At 61.8% G+C, this 20,583-nt stretch carries 13 protein-coding genes; 9 read left to right on the forward strand and 4 right to left on the reverse strand.

What is annotated here, in order from left to right:
- Positions 1–8: 8 nt before the first annotated feature.
- The 3 genes from urtE to P5706_RS13800 all read left to right on the forward strand — a co-directional run bounded on the left by urtE (position 9) and on the right by P5706_RS13800 (position 2,485).
- Positions 9–698, forward strand: a complete 690-nt coding sequence (gene urtE / locus P5706_RS13790; RefSeq protein WP_138815132.1) for an urea ABC transporter ATP-binding subunit UrtE — start codon at positions 9–11, stop codon at positions 696–698.
- Positions 699–905: 207 nt separating this feature from the next.
- Entirely contained in the window at positions 906–2,135 is a 1,230-nt protein-coding gene (gene fmdA / locus P5706_RS13795) for a formamidase (protein WP_285679561.1), read from the forward strand.
- Positions 2,136–2,137: 2 nt separating this feature from the next.
- On the forward strand, positions 2,138–2,485 hold the full coding sequence (locus P5706_RS13800; RefSeq protein WP_200433576.1) for an FmdB family zinc ribbon protein: 348 nt from the start codon (positions 2,138–2,140) through the stop codon (positions 2,483–2,485).
- Between the two features lie 17 nt (positions 2,486–2,502).
- Here P5706_RS13800 and P5706_RS13805 read toward each other — a convergent pair whose 3' ends face one another.
- Positions 2,503–2,682 carry a hypothetical protein gene (locus P5706_RS13805; RefSeq protein ID WP_285679562.1) on the reverse strand — a complete coding sequence of 60 codons (180 nt, stop codon included), beginning with the start codon at positions 2,680–2,682 and terminating at the stop codon, positions 2,503–2,505.
- A 69-nt stretch (positions 2,683–2,751) separates the two neighbouring features.
- Here P5706_RS13805 and P5706_RS13810 point away from each other — a divergent pair, with 69 nt between their 5' ends.
- The 4 genes from P5706_RS13810 to P5706_RS13825 all read left to right on the forward strand — a co-directional run bounded on the left by P5706_RS13810 (position 2,752) and on the right by P5706_RS13825 (position 6,853).
- Positions 2,752–3,795, forward strand: coding sequence for an aliphatic amidase (locus tag P5706_RS13810; RefSeq protein WP_285679563.1), 1,044 nt, complete (start codon positions 2,752–2,754; stop codon positions 3,793–3,795).
- A gap of 81 nt (positions 3,796–3,876) precedes the next feature.
- Positions 3,877–4,833, forward strand: coding sequence for an AAA family ATPase (locus P5706_RS13815; protein ID WP_285679564.1), 957 nt, complete (start codon positions 3,877–3,879; stop codon positions 4,831–4,833).
- Between the two features lie 66 nt (positions 4,834–4,899).
- Complete coding sequence (locus tag P5706_RS13820) at positions 4,900–5,472, forward strand: DUF2239 family protein (protein WP_285679565.1); 573 nt, start codon at positions 4,900–4,902, stop codon at positions 5,470–5,472.
- Between the two features lie 25 nt (positions 5,473–5,497).
- Positions 5,498–6,853, forward strand: a complete 1,356-nt coding sequence (locus P5706_RS13825; protein WP_285679566.1) for an MATE family efflux transporter — start codon at positions 5,498–5,500, stop codon at positions 6,851–6,853.
- On the opposite strand, the gene P5706_RS13830 is transcribed toward P5706_RS13825, so the two are convergent.
- On the reverse strand, positions 6,837–7,430 hold the full coding sequence (locus P5706_RS13830; protein WP_285679567.1) for a TetR/AcrR family transcriptional regulator: 594 nt from the start codon (positions 7,428–7,430) through the stop codon (positions 6,837–6,839). The genes P5706_RS13825 and P5706_RS13830 overlap by 17 nt on opposite strands.
- 141 nt (positions 7,431–7,571) lie before the next feature.
- Between P5706_RS13830 and P5706_RS13835 the strand changes: the two genes are divergently transcribed.
- Positions 7,572–8,777 (forward strand): MFS transporter, encoded by a 1,206-nt coding sequence (locus tag P5706_RS13835; protein ID WP_285679568.1) that lies wholly within the window; start codon positions 7,572–7,574, stop codon positions 8,775–8,777.
- On the opposite strand, the gene P5706_RS13840 is transcribed toward P5706_RS13835, so the two are convergent.
- Positions 8,744–9,109 (reverse strand): type II toxin-antitoxin system HicB family antitoxin, encoded by a 366-nt coding sequence (locus tag P5706_RS13840; RefSeq protein ID WP_285679569.1) that lies wholly within the window; start codon positions 9,107–9,109, stop codon positions 8,744–8,746. The two genes, P5706_RS13835 and P5706_RS13840, sit on opposite strands and share 34 nt — an antisense overlap.
- Positions 9,094–9,357, reverse strand: coding sequence for a type II toxin-antitoxin system HicA family toxin (locus P5706_RS13845; protein WP_017139593.1), 264 nt, complete (start codon positions 9,355–9,357; stop codon positions 9,094–9,096). Before P5706_RS13845 ends, P5706_RS13840 begins: the two co-directional genes overlap by 16 nt.
- A gap of 209 nt (positions 9,358–9,566) precedes the next feature.
- On the opposite strand from P5706_RS13845, the gene P5706_RS13850 reads away from it, so the two are divergent.
- Positions 9,567–20,582 (forward strand): non-ribosomal peptide synthetase, encoded by an 11,016-nt coding sequence (locus tag P5706_RS13850; protein ID WP_285679570.1) that lies wholly within the window; start codon positions 9,567–9,569, stop codon positions 20,580–20,582.
- Position 20,583 lies beyond the last annotated feature (1 nt).

Raw genomic sequence — 20,583 nt, forward strand, 5'->3', positions numbered from 1 at the left:
AGTCCGGCATGTTCAAGATCGACCAGTTGTCCTGCGGCTACGGCCAGAGCCAGATCCTTCATGACTTGGACCTCAACGTGGCCAAGCGCGAAATCGTTGCGGTGATGGGGCGCAATGGCATGGGCAAGACCACCTTGTTCAAGAGCCTGATGGGGATTTTGCCGCAGTGGAAAGGCCAGGTCAGTGTGGACGGGCACGACGTCTCTGCGCTGGAAACCCATGAGCGGGTGGAGCGCGGCATTGCCTATGTGCCCCAGGGCCGCATGATTTTCCCGAGCATGACCGTGCTGGAAAATATCCAGACCGGCTTGCCTGCATCCGCGCGCGGCAAGGTGCCGGAGGATTTGTATGCGCTGTTTCCGGTGCTGCATGACATGCAGTCACGCAAGGGCGGCAACCTTTCCGGCGGCCAGCAACAGCAGTTGGCAATTGCCCGGGCGTTGGCGACCAACCCCAAGGTGTTGTTGCTCGATGAGCCGACCGAGGGCATCCAACCGTCAATCATCAAGGACATTGCGCGCACGCTGAAGGAGATTCGCAACCTGCGCGATTTGACCATTGTGGTGTCCGAGCAAGTGCTGTCGTTTACCCTGGAAATTGCCGACCGGTTTCTGGTGATCGAGAAGGGCCGCTTCGTGATCGAAGAGACCCGCGACCGGGTGGATGAGGCGACTATCAGCCGCTACCTGTCCGTCTGAACAACACATGGCTTAATTGTGGGAGCTGGCTTGCCTGCGATAGCGGTCTATCAGTCACAGAAATGTTGACTGGACAACCGCTATCGCAGGCAAGCCAGCTCCCACTTTTTTGCGTGCGTGTCATACGTCATCCGACGTATTCCCCGTTTTACCTGGCTCGTCGAGACTGGTTTCAACGCTTCACCCCATCCGTCCAGGAGCCAGCCCATGACCGAAACGCTGATCAAAGTCGACCTCAACCAACCTGTCACCGAGAACGAGCAGATCCATAACCGCTGGCACCCGGATATTCCGATGGCCTGTTGGGTCAAGCCCGGCGACGACTTCATCCTGGAAACCTATGACTGGACCGCCGGCGCGATCAAGAACAACGACGACGCCAGTGACGTGCGCGATGTGGACCTGTCCACCGTGCATTACCTGTCCGGCCCGGTGGGCGTGCACGGTGCCGAACCGGGCGACTTGCTGGTGGTGGATTTGCTCGATATCGGCGCCAAGGCCGACTCGCAGTGGGGCTTTAACGGGTTTTTCTCACGCCGGAACGGCGGTGGTTTTCTCACCGATCACTTTCCCAGCGCACAAAAAGCCATCTGGGATTTCAAGGGCATGTTCACCAGCTCCCGGCATATCCCAGGGGTTAATTTCGCCGGCTTGATCCACCCAGGGCTGATCGGCTGCCTGCCCGACCCGGTGATGCTTGCAGACTGGAACCGCCGCGAACAGGAACTGATCGACACCAACCCCACCCGCGTGCCGCCGCTGGCCAACGCGCCGCTGGCCGCGACCGCGCACATGGGCAAACTCAAGGGCCAGGCCCGCGACGATGCCGCCGCCATTGGCGCGCGCACCGTGCCGCCGCGTGAGCATGGCGGTAACTGCGATATCAAGGATTTGTCCCGTGGCTCGAAGATCTTCTTTCCGGTCTACGTCAACGGCGCCGGGTTGTCGGTGGGCGATTTGCACTTCAGCCAGGGCGACGGCGAAATCACCTTTTGCGGCGCCATCGAGATGGCCGGCTGGGTGCATATGAAGGTCGAGCTGATCAAGGGCGGCATGGCCAAATACGGGATCAAGAACCCGGTGTTCAAGCCAAGCCCGATCACGCCGAACTACAAGAACTACTTGATCTTCGAAGGCATCTCGGTGGACGAGCAGGGCCAGCAGCACTACCTGGATGTCAATGTTGCTTACCGCCAGGCGTGCCTGAACGCGATCAACTACCTGACCAAGTTCGGCTATTCGCCGGCCCAGGGTTATGCGTTGCTCGGTTCGGCGCCGGTGCAAGGGCATATCAGCGGTGTGGTGGACATTCCCAACGCCTGCGCCACCTTGTGGCTGCCGACGGAGATCTTCGAGTTCGATATCAACCCCAACGCCAACGGCCCAACCAAGTTCCTTGACGGCAGTATCGACCTGCCCATCGCCCCGGACCTGTAGCCATGCCGACCTACGAATACGCCTGCCAGACGTGCGGCACCTTCACAATGCTGCGTCCGATCGCGCAGCGCAACGAGCCCAGCCAGTGCCCTTACTGCGCCGGCCCGGGCGGCCAGCTCATGGTATCGGCCCCGGCGCTGCAAACGCTGTCAGCCAACCAGCGCAAGGCCATCGCCGGCAACGAACGCAGCGCCCATGCGCCGCAGACCGTCGATGAATACCAGCAAAGTCGCCGGCATCCGGCAGGGTGCAGTTGCTGTGGCACCAGCAAAAAAGTCGAGCCGAGCAAGGCCAACCCCTTGGGGCTCAAGACCAAGACCGGGCCACGGCCGTGGATGATCAGCCACTAGATCCCAATGCAAGATAGTTAATCAGCGAATTGTTGTTGTTGTTGTTGTTGTTGTTGTTGTTGTTGTTGTTGTTGTTGTTGTTGTTGTTGTGGCGAGCAGGTTTGCCCTGCGTTGGGCTGCGCAGCAGCCCCAAAACCAAGCACTGAGTTCTTGCAGGAAAAAACCGGCGCCTTTACTGGGGCTGCTTCGCAGCCCAACGCAGGGCAAGCCTGCTCGCCACAAGGGAACGTGGGGGCACACCTATGAACTTAATCAGGAGTGTTGTTATGCGTCATGGCGATATTTCCAGCAGCCCCGACACCGTCGGTGTCGCGGTGGTCAATTACAAAATGCCGCGCCTGCACAGCAAGGCCGATGTGATCGAGAATGCCAAAAAGATTGCCGAGATTATCGTGGGCATGAAGCAGGGCCTGCCGGGCATGGACCTGGTGGTGTTCCCGGAATACAGCACCATGGGCATCATGTACGACCACGACGAGATGATGGCGACTGCCGCGAGTATTCCCGGCGAAGAGACCGCGATTTTCTCCAGCGCCTGCCGCCAGGCGAACACCTGGGGCGTGTTTTCGCTCACGGGTGAGCGGCACGAAGAACATCCACACAAGGCGCCGTACAACACACTGGTGTTGATCAACAACCTCGGTGAAATCGTGCAGCGCTATCGCAAGTGCATTCCCTGGTGCCCCATCGAGGGTTGGTATCCCGGTGCCCGCACGTATGTGTGTGACGGGCCAAAAGGCATGAAGGTCAGCCTGATCATCTGTGATGACGGCAACTACCCGGAGATCTGGCGCGATTGCGCGATGAAAGGCGCCGAATTGATCGTGCGCTGCCAGGGCTATATGTACCCGGCCAAGGAGCAACAGGTGCAGATGTCCAAGAGCATGGCCTGGGCCAATAACTGCTATGTGGCGGTGGCGAATGCCGCGGGCTTTGACGGGGTGTATTCGTACTTTGGCCATTCGGCGATCATCGGTTTTGATGGGCGCACATTGGGCGAGTGTGGCGAAGAAGAAATGGGCATCCAGTATGCGCAATTGTCGGTGTCGCAGATCCGCGATGCGCGGGCCAATGACCAGTCGCAGAACCATCTGTTCAAGTTGCTGCATCGCGGCTACACCGGCATGCATGCTTCGGGAGATGGCGACAAAGGCGTGGCGGACTGCCCGTTCGAGTTCTACCGCACCTGGGTGCTGGACGCGCAAAAGGCCCAGGAGAATGTCGAGGCATTTACCCGCAGTACCGTCGGTGTCGCCGAATGCCCGGTGGGGCAGTTGCCCCATGGTGGCAAACAAAAGGCCGCGGACTAAACCTGGCGAAACATACCCTCTGTGGCGAGCAAGCGCCCTCGCCACAGGTTATTCACTGTCTTTTTGATTATAGGGTGAGGCATGCGGTTTACCTTTGAACCGGCCCAGGTCATGGCCTTGCTGCGCAGCCGTATCGTCGGCCAGGACGCAGCCTTGGCCCAGGTGGAAGGGCTGCTAAAAGTGGTCAAGGCCGATATCGGTGAGCGCGATCGGCCACTGAGCGTCAACCTGTTCATGGGGCCGACCGGTGTCGGCAAAACCGAAATCGTGCGCCTGCTGGCCCAGGCGCTGCACGGTCGCGCTGACGGGTTTTGCCGCATCGATATGCACACGCTGGCCCAGGAGCATTACGCCGCCGCACTCACCGGCGCGCCACCGGGGTATGTGGGCAGCAAAGAAGGCATCAGCCTGTTCAACAGCGAGTTGATCCAGGGCACCTACAGTCGTCCCGGCATTGTGCTGTTCGATGAATTGGAGAAAGCCAGCCAGGAGGTGGTGCGCAGCTTGCTGGGTATTCTCGAAAACGGCCAACTGACCCTGGCCGGAGGCACGCGAACGTTGGATTTTCGCAACTGCCTGATCTTCATGACCAGCAATGTCGGCGCGCAACAGGCGCGTCGGCATCGCCAACGGTTTGGCCAGGGCTGGCGGCGCTGGATACGTACCTTGGTGCGAGGTGAGGCAGCAGTGCTGGAAGAGGCGCTGCACGCGCACTTCGAGCCGGAGTTTCTCAATCGCATTGACCGCATCTTGATGTTCGAACCCATCGACACTCAGTGGCTTAACGCGCTGCTGGAGGTGGAACTGGGCAAGCTCAACCAGCGCTTGGCAGCGCAACAGCGGTCATTGCATGTGGATGCGCAGGCGAGGGCGTGGCTGTGTCGTCGGCACGATGTGCGCTTTGGTGCGCGGGCGCTGGGCCGACGCCTGCGGGTGGAACTGGAACCGGCGATTGCTGAATGCCTGCTGCGCGAACCCGCTGTGCAAGCGATGCGCGTGACTCTGCGCGGCGAGCAGTTGGAGGTCTCAGCGCAATAGCTTGCGAATTATGAAATTATCGCTAATATAACCCGGGTAAAACAAATAACATCCGGGTAATAAGCCATGCCTACGCAAAACCTACCGCTGTGCACTGCCTTTGTCCGTCACCAACGCGTTGCCGCCGGCGCCTATTCCCAGGTGGCCGAAGCGCTGGCGGGGCTTGACCTGCCCACCGGCAGTTTCCTGGTCTTCGACGATGCCACCGGCACCCAGGTCGACTATCCATGGCCTGCGGGGTATGCGCCTGTGCAAGCGGCACCGGCCGAGGTCGCTGAAGAACAACCTGCGGTGCCTGCGGTCGGACGCCCCAAGCTGGGCGTGGTTGCGCGGGAAGTTACCCTGCTGCCGCGCCACTGGGAATGGTTGGGCCAACAACGTGGCGGCGCGTCGGCGGCGTTACGCCGGTTGGTGGATGAAGCGCGCAATGTTCACGCTGCCCATGATCAAATGCGCCAAGCCAAAGAAGCCAGCTATCGTTTCATGAGCGCCATCGGCGGTGACCTGCCAGGCTTTGAAGACGCGTCACGGGCGCTGTTTGCGCAAGAGGGTGCTGACTTTTCCCATAAGATCGCGCATTGGCCGGTGGACGTGCAGATGTACCTGGCCTGGCTGTCACGCAATGCCTTTACCGCATAACAATAATTCAAGGATTCAAACCAGCATGGACGTCACCCCAAAGCGGCCGTTGTGGCAGATCTACCTGATGTTTCTGGCACCCATGGTGCTGTCCAACTTCCTGCAAAGCCTTTCCGGCACCCTTAATGGCATCTATGTCGGGCAGATGCTCGGCACCCAGGCGCTGGCGGCGGTGTCGGGGATGTTCCCCATCGTGTTTTTCTTTATTGCGTTGGTGATCGGCCTGGGGGCGGGCGCTTCGGTGTTGATCGGGCAAGCCTGGGGTGCGCAGGAAACCGCGATGGTCAAGGTGATTACCGGCGCCACCCTGACGCTTGGCGCGCTGGTGGGCTTGATCGCGGCAGTGCTGGGCAGCCTGTTCGCGCGCCCGGCGTTGCAGGCGTTGGGTACGCCAATAGATGTTCTCGACGACGCAGTGGGTTATGCCCAGATGATGATGTTGATCATGCCGCTGCTGCTGGTGTTCATCCTCTACACCCAGCTGTTACGGGGTGTGAGCGATACGGTTTCGCCGTTGCTGGCGCTGATGGTCTCGACGCTGGTCGGCCTGCTGCTGACCCCGGCGCTGATTCGCGGCTGGATCGGCCTGCCGCCCATGGGGATTCAGAGTGCGGTGTATGCAGGCTTGGTGGGCAACGCGGCGGCCATGCTGTTTCTGATTTTGCGCCTGCGCCATAAAAACCATGTGATGGCGCCGGACCGTGAACTGCTCGCGGCCTTGCGCCTGGACCGGGCGATCCTCGGCAAAGTCCTGCGCATCGGCTTGCCAACCGGTTTGCAGATGGTGGTGTTGTCGCTGTCGGAGCTGGTGATTCTGGCGCTGGTCAACGGTCATGGCTCACAAGCCACGGCCGCCTATGGCGCGGTGACGCAGATCGTCAATTACGTGCAGTTCCCGGCGCTGTCGATTGCGATCACGGCTTCGATACTCGGTGCCCAGGCGATTGGTGCCGGGCGCCTGGAGCGCATCGGTCCGATCCTGCGCACCGGGCTTATGATCAACCTGTGCCTCACCGGTGGCCTGATCCTGTTGGGTTACCTGCTGTCCCACTGGTTGCTGGGTTTGTTCATCACCGACGACGCGGCGCGGCTCAATGCCGAGCACCTGCTGCATATCATGCTGTGGAGCATCCTGGTGTTCGGGTTCCAGGCGGTGATCGGCGGGATCATGCGCGCCAGCGGCGTGGTGCTGATGCCGGTGGTGATTTCGATCTTCTGTGTGCTGTGTGTTGAACTGCCGATGGCGTATCTGTTCAACGCGCACTTCGGCCTGGAAGGCGTGTGGATGGCATTCCCGGTCACCTACTTGGCGATGTTGGTGTTGCAGAGCGCCTATTACCGCTTGGTGTGGCGCCACAAGCAGATCAAACGGCTGGTGTGACAGGTTGCTTCAGGCCTTGCAGTAACAGTTCCAGAGCCTGCAAACCTTCTTGCAGGCGCAGGTTCGGTTGGTCATCGCGGGCGATCCACAGCGCCGTGTTGATCAGGCTGCCATTGATCAACTGAGCCAGCGCGACGCTGGGGGCTTGCGCGATCACACCGGCCTGCATCATCACCTCCAGCAACTGGCGCAGGGATTCCACGCACTGTTGCTGTGAGCCGGTATCACCGAGTACGGCCGGCGCATCCTGCAACACGATGCGTCGGATCTCGCCCTCCTGGGCCATGCGCAAATAGGCGCGGCAGCGTTCACAAAAGCCGCTCCAAGGGTCTCGCGCCTGGTCACTGATGCGCTGCAGATGGGCATCCATCTGCGCATCGAGCTCGGCGACCACCGCCGCCAACAAACCTTTCTTGTCGCCGAAGTGGTGGTACAACGCACCGCGGGTGAGGCCGGCGCGCGCGGTAAAGTCATCCATCGAAGTGTTGGCGTAGCCTTGTGTGGCGAAGGCTTGGCGAGCGCTGGCGATCAGCCGGGCGCGGGTGGCGTCGATCATTTCGGTACGGGCTCGGCTCATGGGTATGGCTCGCGTTAGCTCAGTGAGTGATTGACATACGCTGCGTATGTTACGCATGCTTTGTAACATACGCACCGTATGTATTTTGCCTTGATACCTGCAAATCGCAAGGTTGAGGCGCTGAGGAAGAGGTTGAGCAGGATGGCAAATCCCTACGCCGAGTTATTCCAGGCCCCAGGCAGCCGGGCTTTTGTACTGGCGGGCATGCTGGCGCGCATGCCGATCTCGATGACCGGCATCGGCCTGATCACCATGCTCTCGCAAGTGCATGGCGGCTATGGCCTGGCAGGCGCGGTGGCAGCGGTGTTTGCGTTGGCGACGGCGTTCTGCGCGCCGCAGGTATCGCGCCTGGTGGATCGCTACAGCCAAGGTCGGGTACTGCCGATAGCGGCGCTGATCGGCGGTGGGGCGTTGTTGCTACTGTTGTTGTGTTCACGCTTGCAGGCGCCGAACTGGACGCTGTTTGTGTTTGCCGCACTGGCCGGTTGCATGCCGAACATGTCGGCCATGGTGCGGGCGCGGTGGACCGAGCTGTACCGCGGCCAGCCCAGGCTGCAAACCGCGTTTGCCCTGGAGTCAGTGCTTGATGAGGTGTGTTTTATTATCGGCCCGCCAATTTCGGTGGGGCTGTGCGTGGTGCTGTTCCCGGAAGCGGGTCCATTGTTGGCAGCGGTGCTGTTGGCGGTTGGTGTCACCACGTTTGTGCTGCAGCGCGCGACAGAACCGCCGGTGCATGCGCAGCAAGACCACCACGGGCGCTGGTTGATCGCTTCACCGTCGGTACTGATCCTGATGATCCTGCTGCTCGCCATGGGCGTGATCGTGGGTGTGGTGGATGTGGTCAGCGTGGCCTTCGCCCAGCACCAGGGCCAACCGGCGGCGGCCAGTATCGTGCTGTCGGTGTATGCCATCGGCTCGTGCCTGGCAGGTTTGGCCTTTGGCATGCTCAAGCTCAAAGCGCCGTTGCCGCGGCAGTTTTTGTTTTGCGGCGTAGCCACTGCGTTGACCACATTACCGCTACTGCTGGTGACCAATATCCCCGGTCTGGCGGCGGCGATCTTTATCTCCGGGCTGTTCTTTGCCCCAACGCTGATCGTATCCATGGCCTTGGTGGAGCAGGTGGTGCCGCCCAGCCGCCTGACCGAAGGTATGACCTGGCTGATCACCGGCCTGAGCATCGGCGTGGCCATTGGTGCAGCCAGCTCCGGTTGGATGATCGACCACTTTGGCGCTGCCAGCGGGTTCTGGGTGGCATTGGCGGCGGGGGCGGTGGTGTTGGGTTCAGCCGCGTTTGGGTATCGGCGGTTGGGGCGTCAGCCTACCGCCGGGAGTGGTTCTGCGCAGTGATGTTGCAAAAACTCATTCAACGCCTGCCGCGTCAGGTCATTGAGCGTTACTTTCTTGCGCGTCGCCGCCAGGGCCGCCGCCAAATGCAGGTCGTGGCCGACGCGTACGTTGAATGAACCCTTGCAAGGTTTCTCCGGGGTTTGCCCCAGCGCCTGGCAGGTTACGAGGTAGTCATCCACGGCCTCACGGAACGCCGCGTCCAGCTCGGCGACGGTTTTGCCTTCGTAGCTCACCAGTGCCTTGATGAACAGCACCTTGCCGAACAGGCAGTTGTCTTCGAGGCTGGCTTCGATAGAGCCGATGTAGCCTTGGTGTTTCAGTTGGTTGTCCACTGAATCAGTTCTCCTGATTTCAATTGTTCGATGATCTGGCGCCGAATGTAGTGTTTCAGTTCGTTGCCAGGGTGAGGCCTGTGCAAGGTGATCATTGCACTGGGGTTGCCGATATCGAATTTTACGCGGCTTCCAGCCCCTTCAATCTGTCTGTAGCCGAGCTGGTGCAGCAGCGTTACCAGCTCAGGCCAGGTAAAAGCCATGTGCTCATTGAGCAGTTTGGCGAGCAGCTTTTCATTTTTGGACACGGCGTTCCCTGCGTGTAACTAAATGTAGTTGCAAAAAGTGGTGTTCGTCAATGCTAGCCTGAGTTTGCGAGCCTTGGCTGAGATTGATGTAACCCTTGATGACACCGTGCTTCACGCCGCTTACGCCCCGCTAATTTTTCCTTGTCCGGTTCGTTTTATAGGGACGACGTGCCTTTGTGCTTCCTGCCTATTGTTCCGGACTCCAAGAAATGAATGCTGAAGACTCCTTGAAACTTGCTCGCCGGTTTATCGGGTTGCCCCTGGAAAAGCGCCAGGTTTTCCTGCAAGCCCTACAGAAAGAAGGCGTGGATTTTTCCCGGTTTCCGATTCCGGCAGGGGTGGAGGTGGAGGATCGCCAGGCGCTGTCCTACGCGCAGCAACGCATGTGGTTTCTGTGGCAACTGGACCCGGCCAGTGGTGCCTATAACCTGCCCGGCGCCGTGCGGTTAAAAGGCGCCCTCAGCCTGCGCGCACTGGAGCAGGCATTCGCAAGCCTGGTGGCACGTCATGAAACCCTGCGCACGGTGTTCCAGCGCCAGGCCGACGATCGCTTGCTGCAAGTTGCCATCGAGCCATCAGTTGCCGTCGAGCATCTGGACTTCAGTGCGTTGGCCTTTGACGCGCGTGAGCAGGCTGTCAACCAGGCGGCGACCCGTCAATCACTGTTGCCCTTCGATCTGGAGCACGGCCCACTGCTACGCGTGCAATTGCTCAAGCTGGTTGCGCAGGAGCATGTGCTGCTGCTGACCCTGCACCACATCGTCTCCGATGGCTGGTCGATGAATGTGCTGATCGACGAGTTCATTCGCTGCTACGACGCCCACGAACGCCACGAGACGCCGCAATTGCCGGCGCTGCCGATCCAGTACAGCGACTACGCGCTGTGGCAGCGGCGTTGGCTGGAGGCGGGGGAGCAGGCGCGCCAGCTTGAATACTGGCAGGCCCGTCTGGGTGATGAGCATCCGGTTCTGGAACTGCCCACCGATCGCCCCCGCCCGGCCATGCCCAGCTACCAGGGCACCCGGCATAATTTCGCCATCGATTCAGCTCTCGCCGCACAGCTGCGTAGCTGTGCGCAGAAACACAACGTCACCCTGTTCATGCTGCTGCTGGGCGCTTTCAACGTGTTGTTGCATCGCTACACAGGGCAGGGCGATATCCGTGTCGGTGTGCCGATCGCCAACCGCAATCGCAATGAAGTCGAAGGGCTGATCGGTTTTTTCGTTAACACGCAGGTACTGCGTACCGAGTTAACCGGGCAAACCCGTGTCGCCGAACTGCTGCAGGGCATCAAGGAGCACGCCCTCGGCGCCCAGGCCCATCAGGAGCTGCCGTTCGAACGCCTGGTGGAAGCCCTCAAGGTCGAGCGCAGCCTGAGCCATACGCCGCTGTTTCAGGTGATGTACAACCACCTGCCGGTGGTAGCAGACATTGCCTCGGTGAGCACCGCCTCCGGCCTGGAACTGGCGCTGGTGGAGTGGCAAGGCCGTACCACCCAGTTCGACCTGACCCTGGACACCTATGAAAAGTCCGGCACCTTGCATGCTGCGTTGACCTACGCCAACGACCTGTTTGACGCGCCCTCTATAACGCGCATGGCCCAGCACTGGGTCAACCTGTTGCACGCCATGGTGGCCGGCGACGAACACCGCATCGGTGAGTTGCCGATGCTGGCCGCCGATGAGCAGCAGGTGCTGATCCAGGCATGGAACCAGACGGCCCAGGCGTACCCGACCGAGCAAGGTGTGCATCGGCTCATTGAGGAGCAGGTGCAGCGCACCCCGGATGCTCCGGCGCTGGTGTTTGGTGAGACCACGTTGAGCTATGCCCGGCTCGACGCCCGCGCCAACCAGTTGGCCCATGCCTTGCGCGAGCAGGGCGTTGGCCCTGACGTGCTGGTGGGTATCTGTGTGGAGCGTTCGGTCGAGATGGTGGTGGGCCTGTTGGCGATCCTCAAGGCCGGCGGTGCCTATGTGCCGTTGGATCCGGAATACCCCCAGGAACGCCTCGCCTACATGATCGAAGACAGCGGCATCAAGCTGTTGCTCAGCCAGCAAAGCCTGCAGGCTTCGCTGCCGATTAATGGCGTGCAAGTGATCGTTCTGGACCAGGCGCCGGGTTGGCTTGACGGCTATAGCAGTGAATCACCGGCCGTGGCCATCCAGGCGCTCAACCTGGCCTACGTGATTTACACCTCCGGTTCCACCGGCAAACCCAAGGGCGCCGGCAACAGCCATCGCGCGCTGGTCAACCGTTTGTGCTGGATGCAGCAGGCTTACGGTTTGGACGCCAGCGATGCGGTCTTGCAGAAAACCCCGTTCAGCTTTGATGTGTCGGTGTGGGAGTTTTTCTGGCCATTGATGACCGGCGCTCGCTTGGTGGTCGCGGCGCCCGGCGAACATCGCGAGCCGGCGCGGCTGATCGAGACCATCAGTCGTCACGCCATCACTACCTTGCACTTCGTGCCGTCGATGCTCCAGGCGTTTATCCATGAGCCGGGCGTGGGTGCCTGCACGAACCTCAAACGCATTGTGTGCAGCGGCGAAGCCTTGCCGCTGGACGCGCAGTTGCAGGTGTTCGCCAAACTGCCAGCGGCGGGTTTGTTCAACCTATACGGCCCCACCGAAGCCGCCATCGACGTCACCCACTGGACATGCGTCGACGAAGGTGCCGACAGCGTGCCCATCGGCCGCCCGATCGCCAACCTGGCCACCTATGTGCTCGACGCCCAGCTCAACCCGGTGCCCGCCGGTGTCTCAGGCGAGTTGTACCTGGGCGGTGTCGGCCTGGCGCGCAGTTATCACCGCCGCCCGGGCTTGACCGCCGAGCGCTTTGTACCAAGCCCGTTTGTTGACGGCGAGCGCCTGTATCGCACCGGCGACCGTGTGCGCCAACGTGCCGACGGGGTGATCGAATACCTTGGCCGTCTCGACCATCAGGTCAAGCTGCGCGGCTTGCGTATCGAGTTGGGCGAAATCGAAACCCGCCTGATGCAACACCCGCAGGTGCGTGAAGCGGTGGTACTGGTGCAGGGCGGCAAACAGCTGGTTGCCTACCTGGTTAACGAGGGTGAAGCGCCGAGCGACCTCAAGGCCTGGTTGCTCAGCAGCCTGCCGGAATACATGGTGCCCACGCACTTCGTCACCCTGGCCAAACTGCCGGTCACTGCCAACGGCAAGCTCGACCGCAAGGCGCTACCGTTGCCGGACGCTGCGCCGCAGCAAGCCTTTATCGCGCCTGAAAACGCCCTGCAAAAAGCCCTGGCAGCGATCTGGAGTGATGTGCTCGGCACCGCGCAAGTGGGGCTGGACGACAACTTCTTCGAGCTGGGTGGCGACTCGATTATCTCCATTCAAGTGGTCAGCCGCGCGCGTCAGGCGGGGATTCGCCTCAGCCCGCGTGACCTGTTCCAGTACCAGAGCGTGCGCAGCCTGGCGTTGGTGGCGAGCTTTGAACAGGCGACGGTCATCGATCAAGGCCCGGTCAGCGGCGAGGTGATCCTCACGCCTGTGCAACACAGCTTTTTCGAGCAGGTGATCCCGGCGCGCCAGCATTGGAACCAGTCATTGTTGTTGGCCCCGCGTGAAGCCCTGGAGCCCGTGCGCCTGGACGCGGCCTTGACCCGCCTGATCAACCACCATGACGCCCTGCGCCTGCGTTTTGTGCGCCAGGCAGACGGTTGGCAGCAGGCCCACGCCGAGCCGGTTGCAAGCGCTTCAGTGTGGCATGCGCAGGTCGCTGACGAGGCTGAGTTGGCCGCACTCTGCGACGAGGCACACCGCAGCCTCGACCTTGAACAGGGCCCGCTGCTGCGCGCAGTACTGGTCTCGATGGCAGACGGCGACCAGCGCCTGCTGCTGGTGGTGCATCACTTGGTGGTCGATGGCGTGTCGTGGCGCATCCTGCTCGAAGACCTGCAACAGGCTTACCGCAACACCGCGTTGCCGGCCAAAACCAGTGCCTACCAAGACTGGGCGCAGCAGTTGCAGGCCCATGCGCTGACGCTGGGTGACCAACTGCCGTATTGGCAGGCCCAGACCGCGAGCGTCGATCTGCCCTGCGACAACCCCCAGGGCGGCCTGCAGAATCGCCTGGGCAGCAAGCTAGAAATCCGCTTGAGCGTCGAACACACCCGTCAACTGCTGCAAGACGCCCCGGCGGCTTACCGCACCCAGGTCAACGACCTGCTGCTCACTGCGCTGGCGCGGGTGGTCAGCCGCTGGAGCAAGCAGCCTGGCGCACTGATCCAGCTGGAAGGCCATGGCCGTGAAGACCTGTTCGACACGCTTGACCTGAGCCGCACCGTCGGCTGGTTCACCAGCCTGTTTCCGGTGCGCCTGCAAGCCGATGGCGAGCTGTCGGCGGCGATCAAGTCGGTGAAGGAACAACTGCGTGCCGTGCCGCACAAAGGCATTGGCTACGGCCTGCTGCGCTACCTCGGCACGCCTGACGCCCGTGAAGCCCTCTCGAACCTGGCCGCGCCACGCATCACGTTCAACTACCTGGGGCAGTTCGACCGCCAGTTCAACGAGTCGGCGTTGTTCGTTCCCGCCACCCAAGGCAGTGGGCAAGCCCAGGACCCGCAGGCGCCGTTGGCCAACTGGCTGACGGTGGAGGGGCAGGTGTACGGCGGTGAATTGGCCCTGCAGTGGGGATTCAGCCGTGAAATGTTCGAGGTCGCGACTGTCCAGCGCCTGGCGGATGATTTCCAGCAGGAACTGCTGGCACTGATCGCGCATTGCGTCGATCCGAAACAGGGCGGCCTGACACCGGCCGACGTGACCCTGGCGCAATTGACCCAGCCCCAGCTCGACGAGTTGGCACTGCCGGCAAGGGACGTGCAGGACCTGTACCCGCTGTCGCCGATGCAACAGGGCATGCTGTTTCACAGCCTCTACCAACAGGGCGAGGATGATATTTACGTCAGCCAGCTGCGCGCCGATGTGCATGGCCTGGACGTGGCAATCTTCCAGCGTGCCTGGGCGCAAGTGCTGGCACGGCATGACATGTTGCGCACCGGCTTTGTCTGGCAGGACGACCAGGGCCAGGCCCTGCAAGTGGTGTATCGCCAGGTCAGCTTGCCGTTCACCGATCTCGACTGGCGTGGGCGTCAGGACCTTCCCGCCGCCCTGGATAGCCTGGCCGCCGAGCACCATCGCGAGGGCTTCGAGCTGGCGCGTCCGCCGTTGCTGCGTGTGGCCTTGGTACGTACGGCTGAAGACCGCTGGCACTTGATCTACACCAGCCATCACATCCTGATGGATGGATGGAGCAATGCACTGGTGCTCAATGAAGTGCTGCAGGCCTGCAAGGGCCAGGCATTGGCGCCGGTGGGCGCGGGGTTTTCCCAGCACATCGCCTGGCTGCAACAGCAGGATCCAGCGTTGGGCGAGGCCTTTTGGCGCCAGCGCCTGGCGCAGTTGGACGAGCCGACGCACCTGGCGCGCAGTGTGGCCAAGCGCGCAGCGCAGAGTGCGGGTGAATACGGTGAAGTCCTGTGTGAGTGGGATGCTATCCAGACTCAGCGCCTGGCAGCCTTCGCCCGTGCACACCAAGTGACCCTCAACACCCTGGTGCAATCGGCGTGGCTGTTGCTGCTGCAACGCTACACCGGCCAGTCCAGCGTCGCCTGCGGGGTGACGGTGTCCGGGCGGCCGGCGCAGTTGGCGGATGTCGAGCAGCAAGTCGGCCTGTTCATCAACACCTTGCCGCTGATTGCCGCCGCCAGTCCGGCGCAAAGCGTCAGCGATTGGGTGCGATGCGTACAGGCACTGAACCTGGAAATGCGCGAGCATGAACACACACCGCTGTTTGATATCCAGCGCTGGGCCGGTTCGGCCGGTGAGGCATTATTCGACACGCTGGTGGTGTTCGAAAACTTCCCGGTGGCCAAGACGCTGGAACAGTCGGGCGAGGGCGGTTTGCGTTTCAGTGGCGTCAGTCATCAGGAGCGCACCAACTACCCGTTGACACTGACCGTGCACGGCGGCGAGCGCCTGAGCCTGCACCTGGAATACCTGCGTGCGCAGTTTGCCACCGACACCGTGAAGCACATTGGCACCTACTTGCAGGGCTTGCTGCAGCAATTTATTCAGGCGCCGGAGCAAGCCGTGGGCGCCATCCCCTTGCTGTTGGACCACGAATACACCCGCGTACTGCAAGACTGGAACCCGCGCAGTGTCGCTCAACCGGCCAAGGCAAGCGTATTGCAGCGCTTCGAACAACAAGCCGCGTTGCACCCGCAAAACATCGCGCTGATCCTGGAGCAGCAGCGTATGACCTACGCCGACCTCAACCTGCGCGCCAATCGCCTGGCCCATCGTCTGATCGCGTTGGGCGTCAGCGCCGACACCCTGGTGGGCGTTGCAGTGGACCGTTCCCTGGAAATGATCGTCGGCTTGCTGGCGGTGCTCAAGTCCGGTGGCGCTTATGTGCCGCTGGACCCGAAATACCCGGCCGAACGCCTGCAATGCATGATCGAGGACAGCGGTCTGCAATTACTGCTGACTCAGCAGCCGCTGGTGGAGCATCTGCCGATCAGCGCGAACCTGACGCTTGTGTGCCTGGAGTCCGGCGCAGACTGGTTGGCCGACTACAGCGCTGAAAACCCCGTATCGAGGGCGCAGCCGGCCAACCTGGCCTACGTGATGTTCACTTCCGGCTCGACCGGCAGGCCAAAAGGCGTGGGCATCGACCTGGCCTCCCTGGCCCGGCACGTGGAGGTGTTCACCGAACTGTTTGCGCTGCAAGCCCATGACCGCGTGCTGCAATTTGGCACCTTCAACTTCGACGGTTTTGTCGAGCAGCTCTACCCGGCGCTGTGCTGCGGTGCGGCGGTGGTGGTGCGCGGTGGCGAGCTGTGGGACAGCGACACCTTCTACCAGCAACTGATAGAACACGATATTTCCGTGGTCGACCTGACCACGGCCTATTGGCTGTCTCTGGTGCGCGACTTTGCAGACCTTGGCCCACGTGATTACGGGCGCTTGCGCCAACTGCACATTGGCGGCGAAGCCATGCCGCCTGAAGGGCTGAATGCCTGGCGCGCAGCGGGCTTGCAGCATGTGCGGCTGCTCAATACTTACGGGCCTACCGAAGCCACGGTGACCGCCACTGCCCTGGACTGCGCCGCGTATGTCGAGGGCCGTGAAGCCTTGCCGTCGATGATGCCGATTGGCCGCGTGCTGGATGGCCGAGCCATTTACCTGCTGGATGCCAACCTCAACCCGGTGCCGGTAGGTGTCGCGGGCGAGTTGGTGATCGGCGGGCCGCTGCTGGCGCGGGGTTATTTCAAACGTGCGGACCTGACAGCCCACCGCTTCATTCCCGATCCCTTCTGCGCTGACGGCGTCGGCCGTTTGTACCGCACCGGTGACCTGGCGCGCTACCGCGCCGATGGGATGATCGAGTACGTGGGGCGAATCGACCATCAGGTCAAGGTACGAGGTTTCCGTATCGAGTTGGGTGAAATCGAAGCGCGCCTGCTGGCCCAGGCCAATGTGCGCGAGGCGTTAGTGATCGCGGCGGACAACCAGTTGGTCGGCTATATCGTCGCCAGCCAGTCATTGTCCGACACCGAGCAGGCTCGATTGCGCACGCAGCTCAAGGCTTCGTTGCGCCAGGAGTTGCCGGACTACATGGTTCCGGCGCATCTGCTGGTGCTGGAGCGCTTACCACTGAGCCCCAACGGCAAGCTGGACCGTGCCGCGCTGCCCAAGCCGGATATCAGCCAAGCCCTGGTCGATTGGATTGCACCGGTCACTGAGACCGAGCAACGCGTCGCGGCTATCTGGGCCCAGGTGCTGGGCGCCGAACGGGTCGGGCTCAACGATCACTTTTTCGAGATGGGCGGGCATTCGTTGCTCGCAACGCAGGTGGTGTCCCGCTTGCGTCATGGCCTGGGTCTCGAAGTTGCACTGCGCACGCTGTTTGAGCAGCCCGTGCTGGGCGACTTTGTTAACACTCTGGCTGGGGTCAACACTCTGGCCGCGGTCAGCGCGTCGGCGCCGGCAATGGTAGCGGCGGATCGCGATCAGCCATTGTTGCTGTCCTATGCCCAGCAACGGCAGTGGTTCCTCTGGCAACTGGACCCGCACAGTTCGGCCTATCACGTGCCGAGTGCGCTGCGCTTGAAAGGTCCGCTGGACCGCAGCGCCCTGCAACGTGCCTTCGATACCCTGGTGGCGCGCCACGACAGCCTGCGCACGCATTTTAAGCAAGAGGCCGAGTGCACGGTGCAAGTGGTCAGCCCACAGGCGCGGATCGAACTCGCGTTGCAGCTCACCGACCAAGCGCAGCTCAAATCCAGGGTTGAAGCGCTGGTGGCGCAACCGTTCGATCTGCGGCAGGGGCCGCTGATGCGTGTGAGCCTCTTGCGCCTGGCTGAAGACGAGCATGTGCTGGTCCTGGTGCAACATCACATCATCTCCGATGGCTGGTCGATGCAAGTGCTGGTCGACGAACTGGTGCAGCTCTATACGGCCTACAGCCAAGGCCAGGCCCTGCAATTGCCGGCAATGCCGATCCAGTACGCCGACTACGCAAAATGGCAGCGCGACTGGATGGAAGCCGGTGAGAAGGCGCGCCAGCTCGACTACTGGCGTGAACTGCTCGGCGGCGAGCAACCGGTGCTGGAGTTGCCTTTTGATCACCAGCGCCCTGCGGTACCGTCCCATCGCGGCGCGCGTCTGTATATTGCGCTGCCGACCCCGTTGCTCGATGGCCTCAAGTCGTTGGCCCAGCGCCAAGGTGTGACGCTGTTCATGCTGTTGCTGGCTTCCTACCACGCGTTGTTGCATCGCTACAGCGGCCAGCAGGACATCCGTGTTGGCGTGCCGATCGCCAACCGCAACCGTGTTGAAACCGAACGGCTGATCGGCTTTTTCGTCAACACCCAGGTGCTCAAGGCCGAGATCGACGCGCAAACCACCGTTGCCCAGTTGCTGCAGCAGGTCAAGCAGCGCGCCCTGGAAGCCCAGGCCCATCAGGACCTGCCGTTCGAACAACTGGTCGAGGCCCTGCAACCTGAGCGCAGCCTGAGCTTGAGCCCGTTGTTCCAGGTGGCATTCAACCACCACATCAGCCAGGCCAGTGAGCATTTACAGCGCCTGGCGCAGTTGGACATGAGCCCGGTGAGCTGGGATGAAACGGCCGCGCATTTCGACCTTACCCTGGATATCGAGGAGTCCCGTGACCAGTTGAGTGCGTCTCTGAGCTATGCGACCGACCTGTTCGACGCCTCGACCATTGAACGCATGGCCCGTCACTGGCGGAACCTGTTGCAGGCGATGGTTGCCGATCAGCAGCAGAACATCAGCCAGTTGAACCTGCTCAGCCAGGATGAGCAACAGCACATCTTGCAGCTGTGGAACCAGACCGACGCCGGCTTCTCGGCCGAGCGTCTGGTGCATGAATTGTTTGCCGATCGCGCCCGGGAAAACCCGAATGCGGTGGCAGTGAAATTCGATGCGCAAACCCTGACTTACGGCGAGCTGGACACGCAGGCCAACCGCCTGGCCCATGCGCTGATCGCCCGTGGCGTCGGCCCGGAAGTGCGGGTGGCTATTGCCATGCCGCGCAGTGCCGAAATTATGGTGGCGTTCCTCGCGGTGATGAAAGCCGGTGGCGTGTATGTGCCGCTCGACATCGAATACCCGCGTGATCGCCTGCTGTACATGATGCAAGACAGCCGCGCGAAATTGCTGCTGAGCCACAGCAGTGCCTTGGCGCAATTGCCGGTAGCAGAAGGGCTCGAAACCCTGGCCATTGACCGCACCGAAGACTGGACGGGCTACAGCGATACCGCGCCGCAGGTGAATCTGGATGGCGACAACCTCGCCTACGTGATCTACACCTCCGGCTCCACCGGCATGCCCAAAGGCGTGGCGGTTTCCCACGGGCCGTTGGTGGCGCACATCATCGCCACCGGGGAGCGTTATGAAACCGGCCCGGCCGATTGCGAACTGCATTTCATGTCCTTCGCCTTCGATGGTTCCCACGAAGGCTGGATGCACCCGCTGATCAATGGCGCCAGCGTGCTGATCCGAGACGACAGCCTGTGGCTGCCGGAATACACCTACGAACAAATGCACCGTCACAACGTGACCATGGCCGTGTTCCCGCCGGTATACCTGCAACAGTTGGCCGAGCATGCCGAACGCGATGGCAACCCGCCCAACGTGCGCGTGTATTGCTTCGGCGGCGATGCGGTGGCGCAGGCCAGTTACGACCTGGCCTGGCGCGCACTCAAACCGACTTACCTGTTCAACGGCTACGGCCCGACCGAAACCGTGGTCACGCCGCTGCTGTGGAAAGCCCGTCGCGGCGATCCGTGCGGCGCGGTCTATGCGCCAATCGGCACATTGTTGGGCAACCGCAGCGGCTACGTGCTGGACTCACAACTCAACCTGCAACCGATCGGCGTGGCCGGTGAGCTGTACCTGGGCGGCGAAGGCGTGGCGCGTGGTTATCTGGAACGCCCGGCACTCACCGCTGAACGTTTTGTGCCGGACCCATTCGGCAAGCCCGGCAGCCGCGTGTACCGCAGTGGCGACCTGACCCGTGGGCGTGCGGACGGCGTGGTGGATTACCTCGGGCGTGTCGACCATCAGGTGAAAATCCGTGGTTTCCGTATTGAGTTGGGCGAAATCGAAGCGCGCTTGCGTGAGCAGGATGCGGTCGGTGAAACGGTCGTCGTGGCCCAGGAAAGTCCGAGCGGCAAGCAGTTGGTCGCGTATGTAGTGCCTGCCACCGTGCAGCTCGACCACACCGCGTTCCGCGACAGCCTGCGCCGGGCCCTGAAAACCCGGCTACCGGATTACATGGTGCCCACGCACTTCATGTTCCTGGACCAAATGCCATTGACCCCCAACGGCAAACTCGACCGCAAGGGCCTGCCCGAGCCGGATGCGAGCCTGATGCAGCAGCACTACGTCGCCCCGCAAACCGAGCTGGAGCAGCAGATCGCCGCGATCTGGGCCGAGATTTTGCACCTGCCCCGCGTGGGCCTGGACGATAACTTCTTCGAAGTGGGCGGGCATTCCCTGCTGGCGATCCAGATCACTTCGCGGGTGCAGGCCGAACTGGGGCTGGAAGTGCCTTTGGTGGAAGTGTTCCAGACCGAAACGTTGCGCGCCTATGCCCAGGCCGCTGCCACCTTCCGTGCCGGCAGCGCGGAAGACTTTGATGATCTTCGTGACTTTTTGAGCGAACTAGAGGCGATTTGAA

This window comes from Pseudomonas sp. ChxA, from assembly GCF_030263855.1.
Taxonomy (GTDB): domain Bacteria; phylum Pseudomonadota; class Gammaproteobacteria; order Pseudomonadales; family Pseudomonadaceae; genus Aquipseudomonas; species Aquipseudomonas fluorescens_CB.

Excerpts from the sequence above, each read along its gene's own strand:
- P5706_RS13800 (WP_200433576.1), top strand. The coding sequence starts at position 2,138 with ATGCCGACCTACGAATACGCCTGCCAGACGTGCGGCACCTTCACAATG.
- fmdA (WP_285679561.1), top strand. The coding sequence starts at position 906 with ATGACCGAAACGCTGATCAAAGTCGACCTCAACCAACCTGTCACCGAG.
- P5706_RS13830 (WP_285679567.1), bottom strand. The coding sequence starts at position 7,430 with ATGAGCCGAGCCCGTACCGAAATGATCGACGCCACCCGCGCCCGGCTG.
- P5706_RS13850 (WP_285679570.1), top strand. The coding sequence starts at position 9,567 with ATGAATGCTGAAGACTCCTTGAAACTTGCTCGCCGGTTTATCGGGTTG.
- P5706_RS13815 (WP_285679564.1), top strand. The coding sequence starts at position 3,877 with ATGCGGTTTACCTTTGAACCGGCCCAGGTCATGGCCTTGCTGCGCAGC.
- P5706_RS13820 (WP_285679565.1), top strand. The coding sequence starts at position 4,900 with ATGCCTACGCAAAACCTACCGCTGTGCACTGCCTTTGTCCGTCACCAA.
- P5706_RS13835 (WP_285679568.1), top strand. The coding sequence starts at position 7,572 with ATGGCAAATCCCTACGCCGAGTTATTCCAGGCCCCAGGCAGCCGGGCT.
- P5706_RS13825 (WP_285679566.1), top strand. The coding sequence starts at position 5,498 with ATGGACGTCACCCCAAAGCGGCCGTTGTGGCAGATCTACCTGATGTTT.
- urtE (WP_138815132.1), top strand. The coding sequence starts at position 9 with ATGTTCAAGATCGACCAGTTGTCCTGCGGCTACGGCCAGAGCCAGATC.
- P5706_RS13810 (WP_285679563.1), top strand. The coding sequence starts at position 2,752 with ATGCGTCATGGCGATATTTCCAGCAGCCCCGACACCGTCGGTGTCGCG.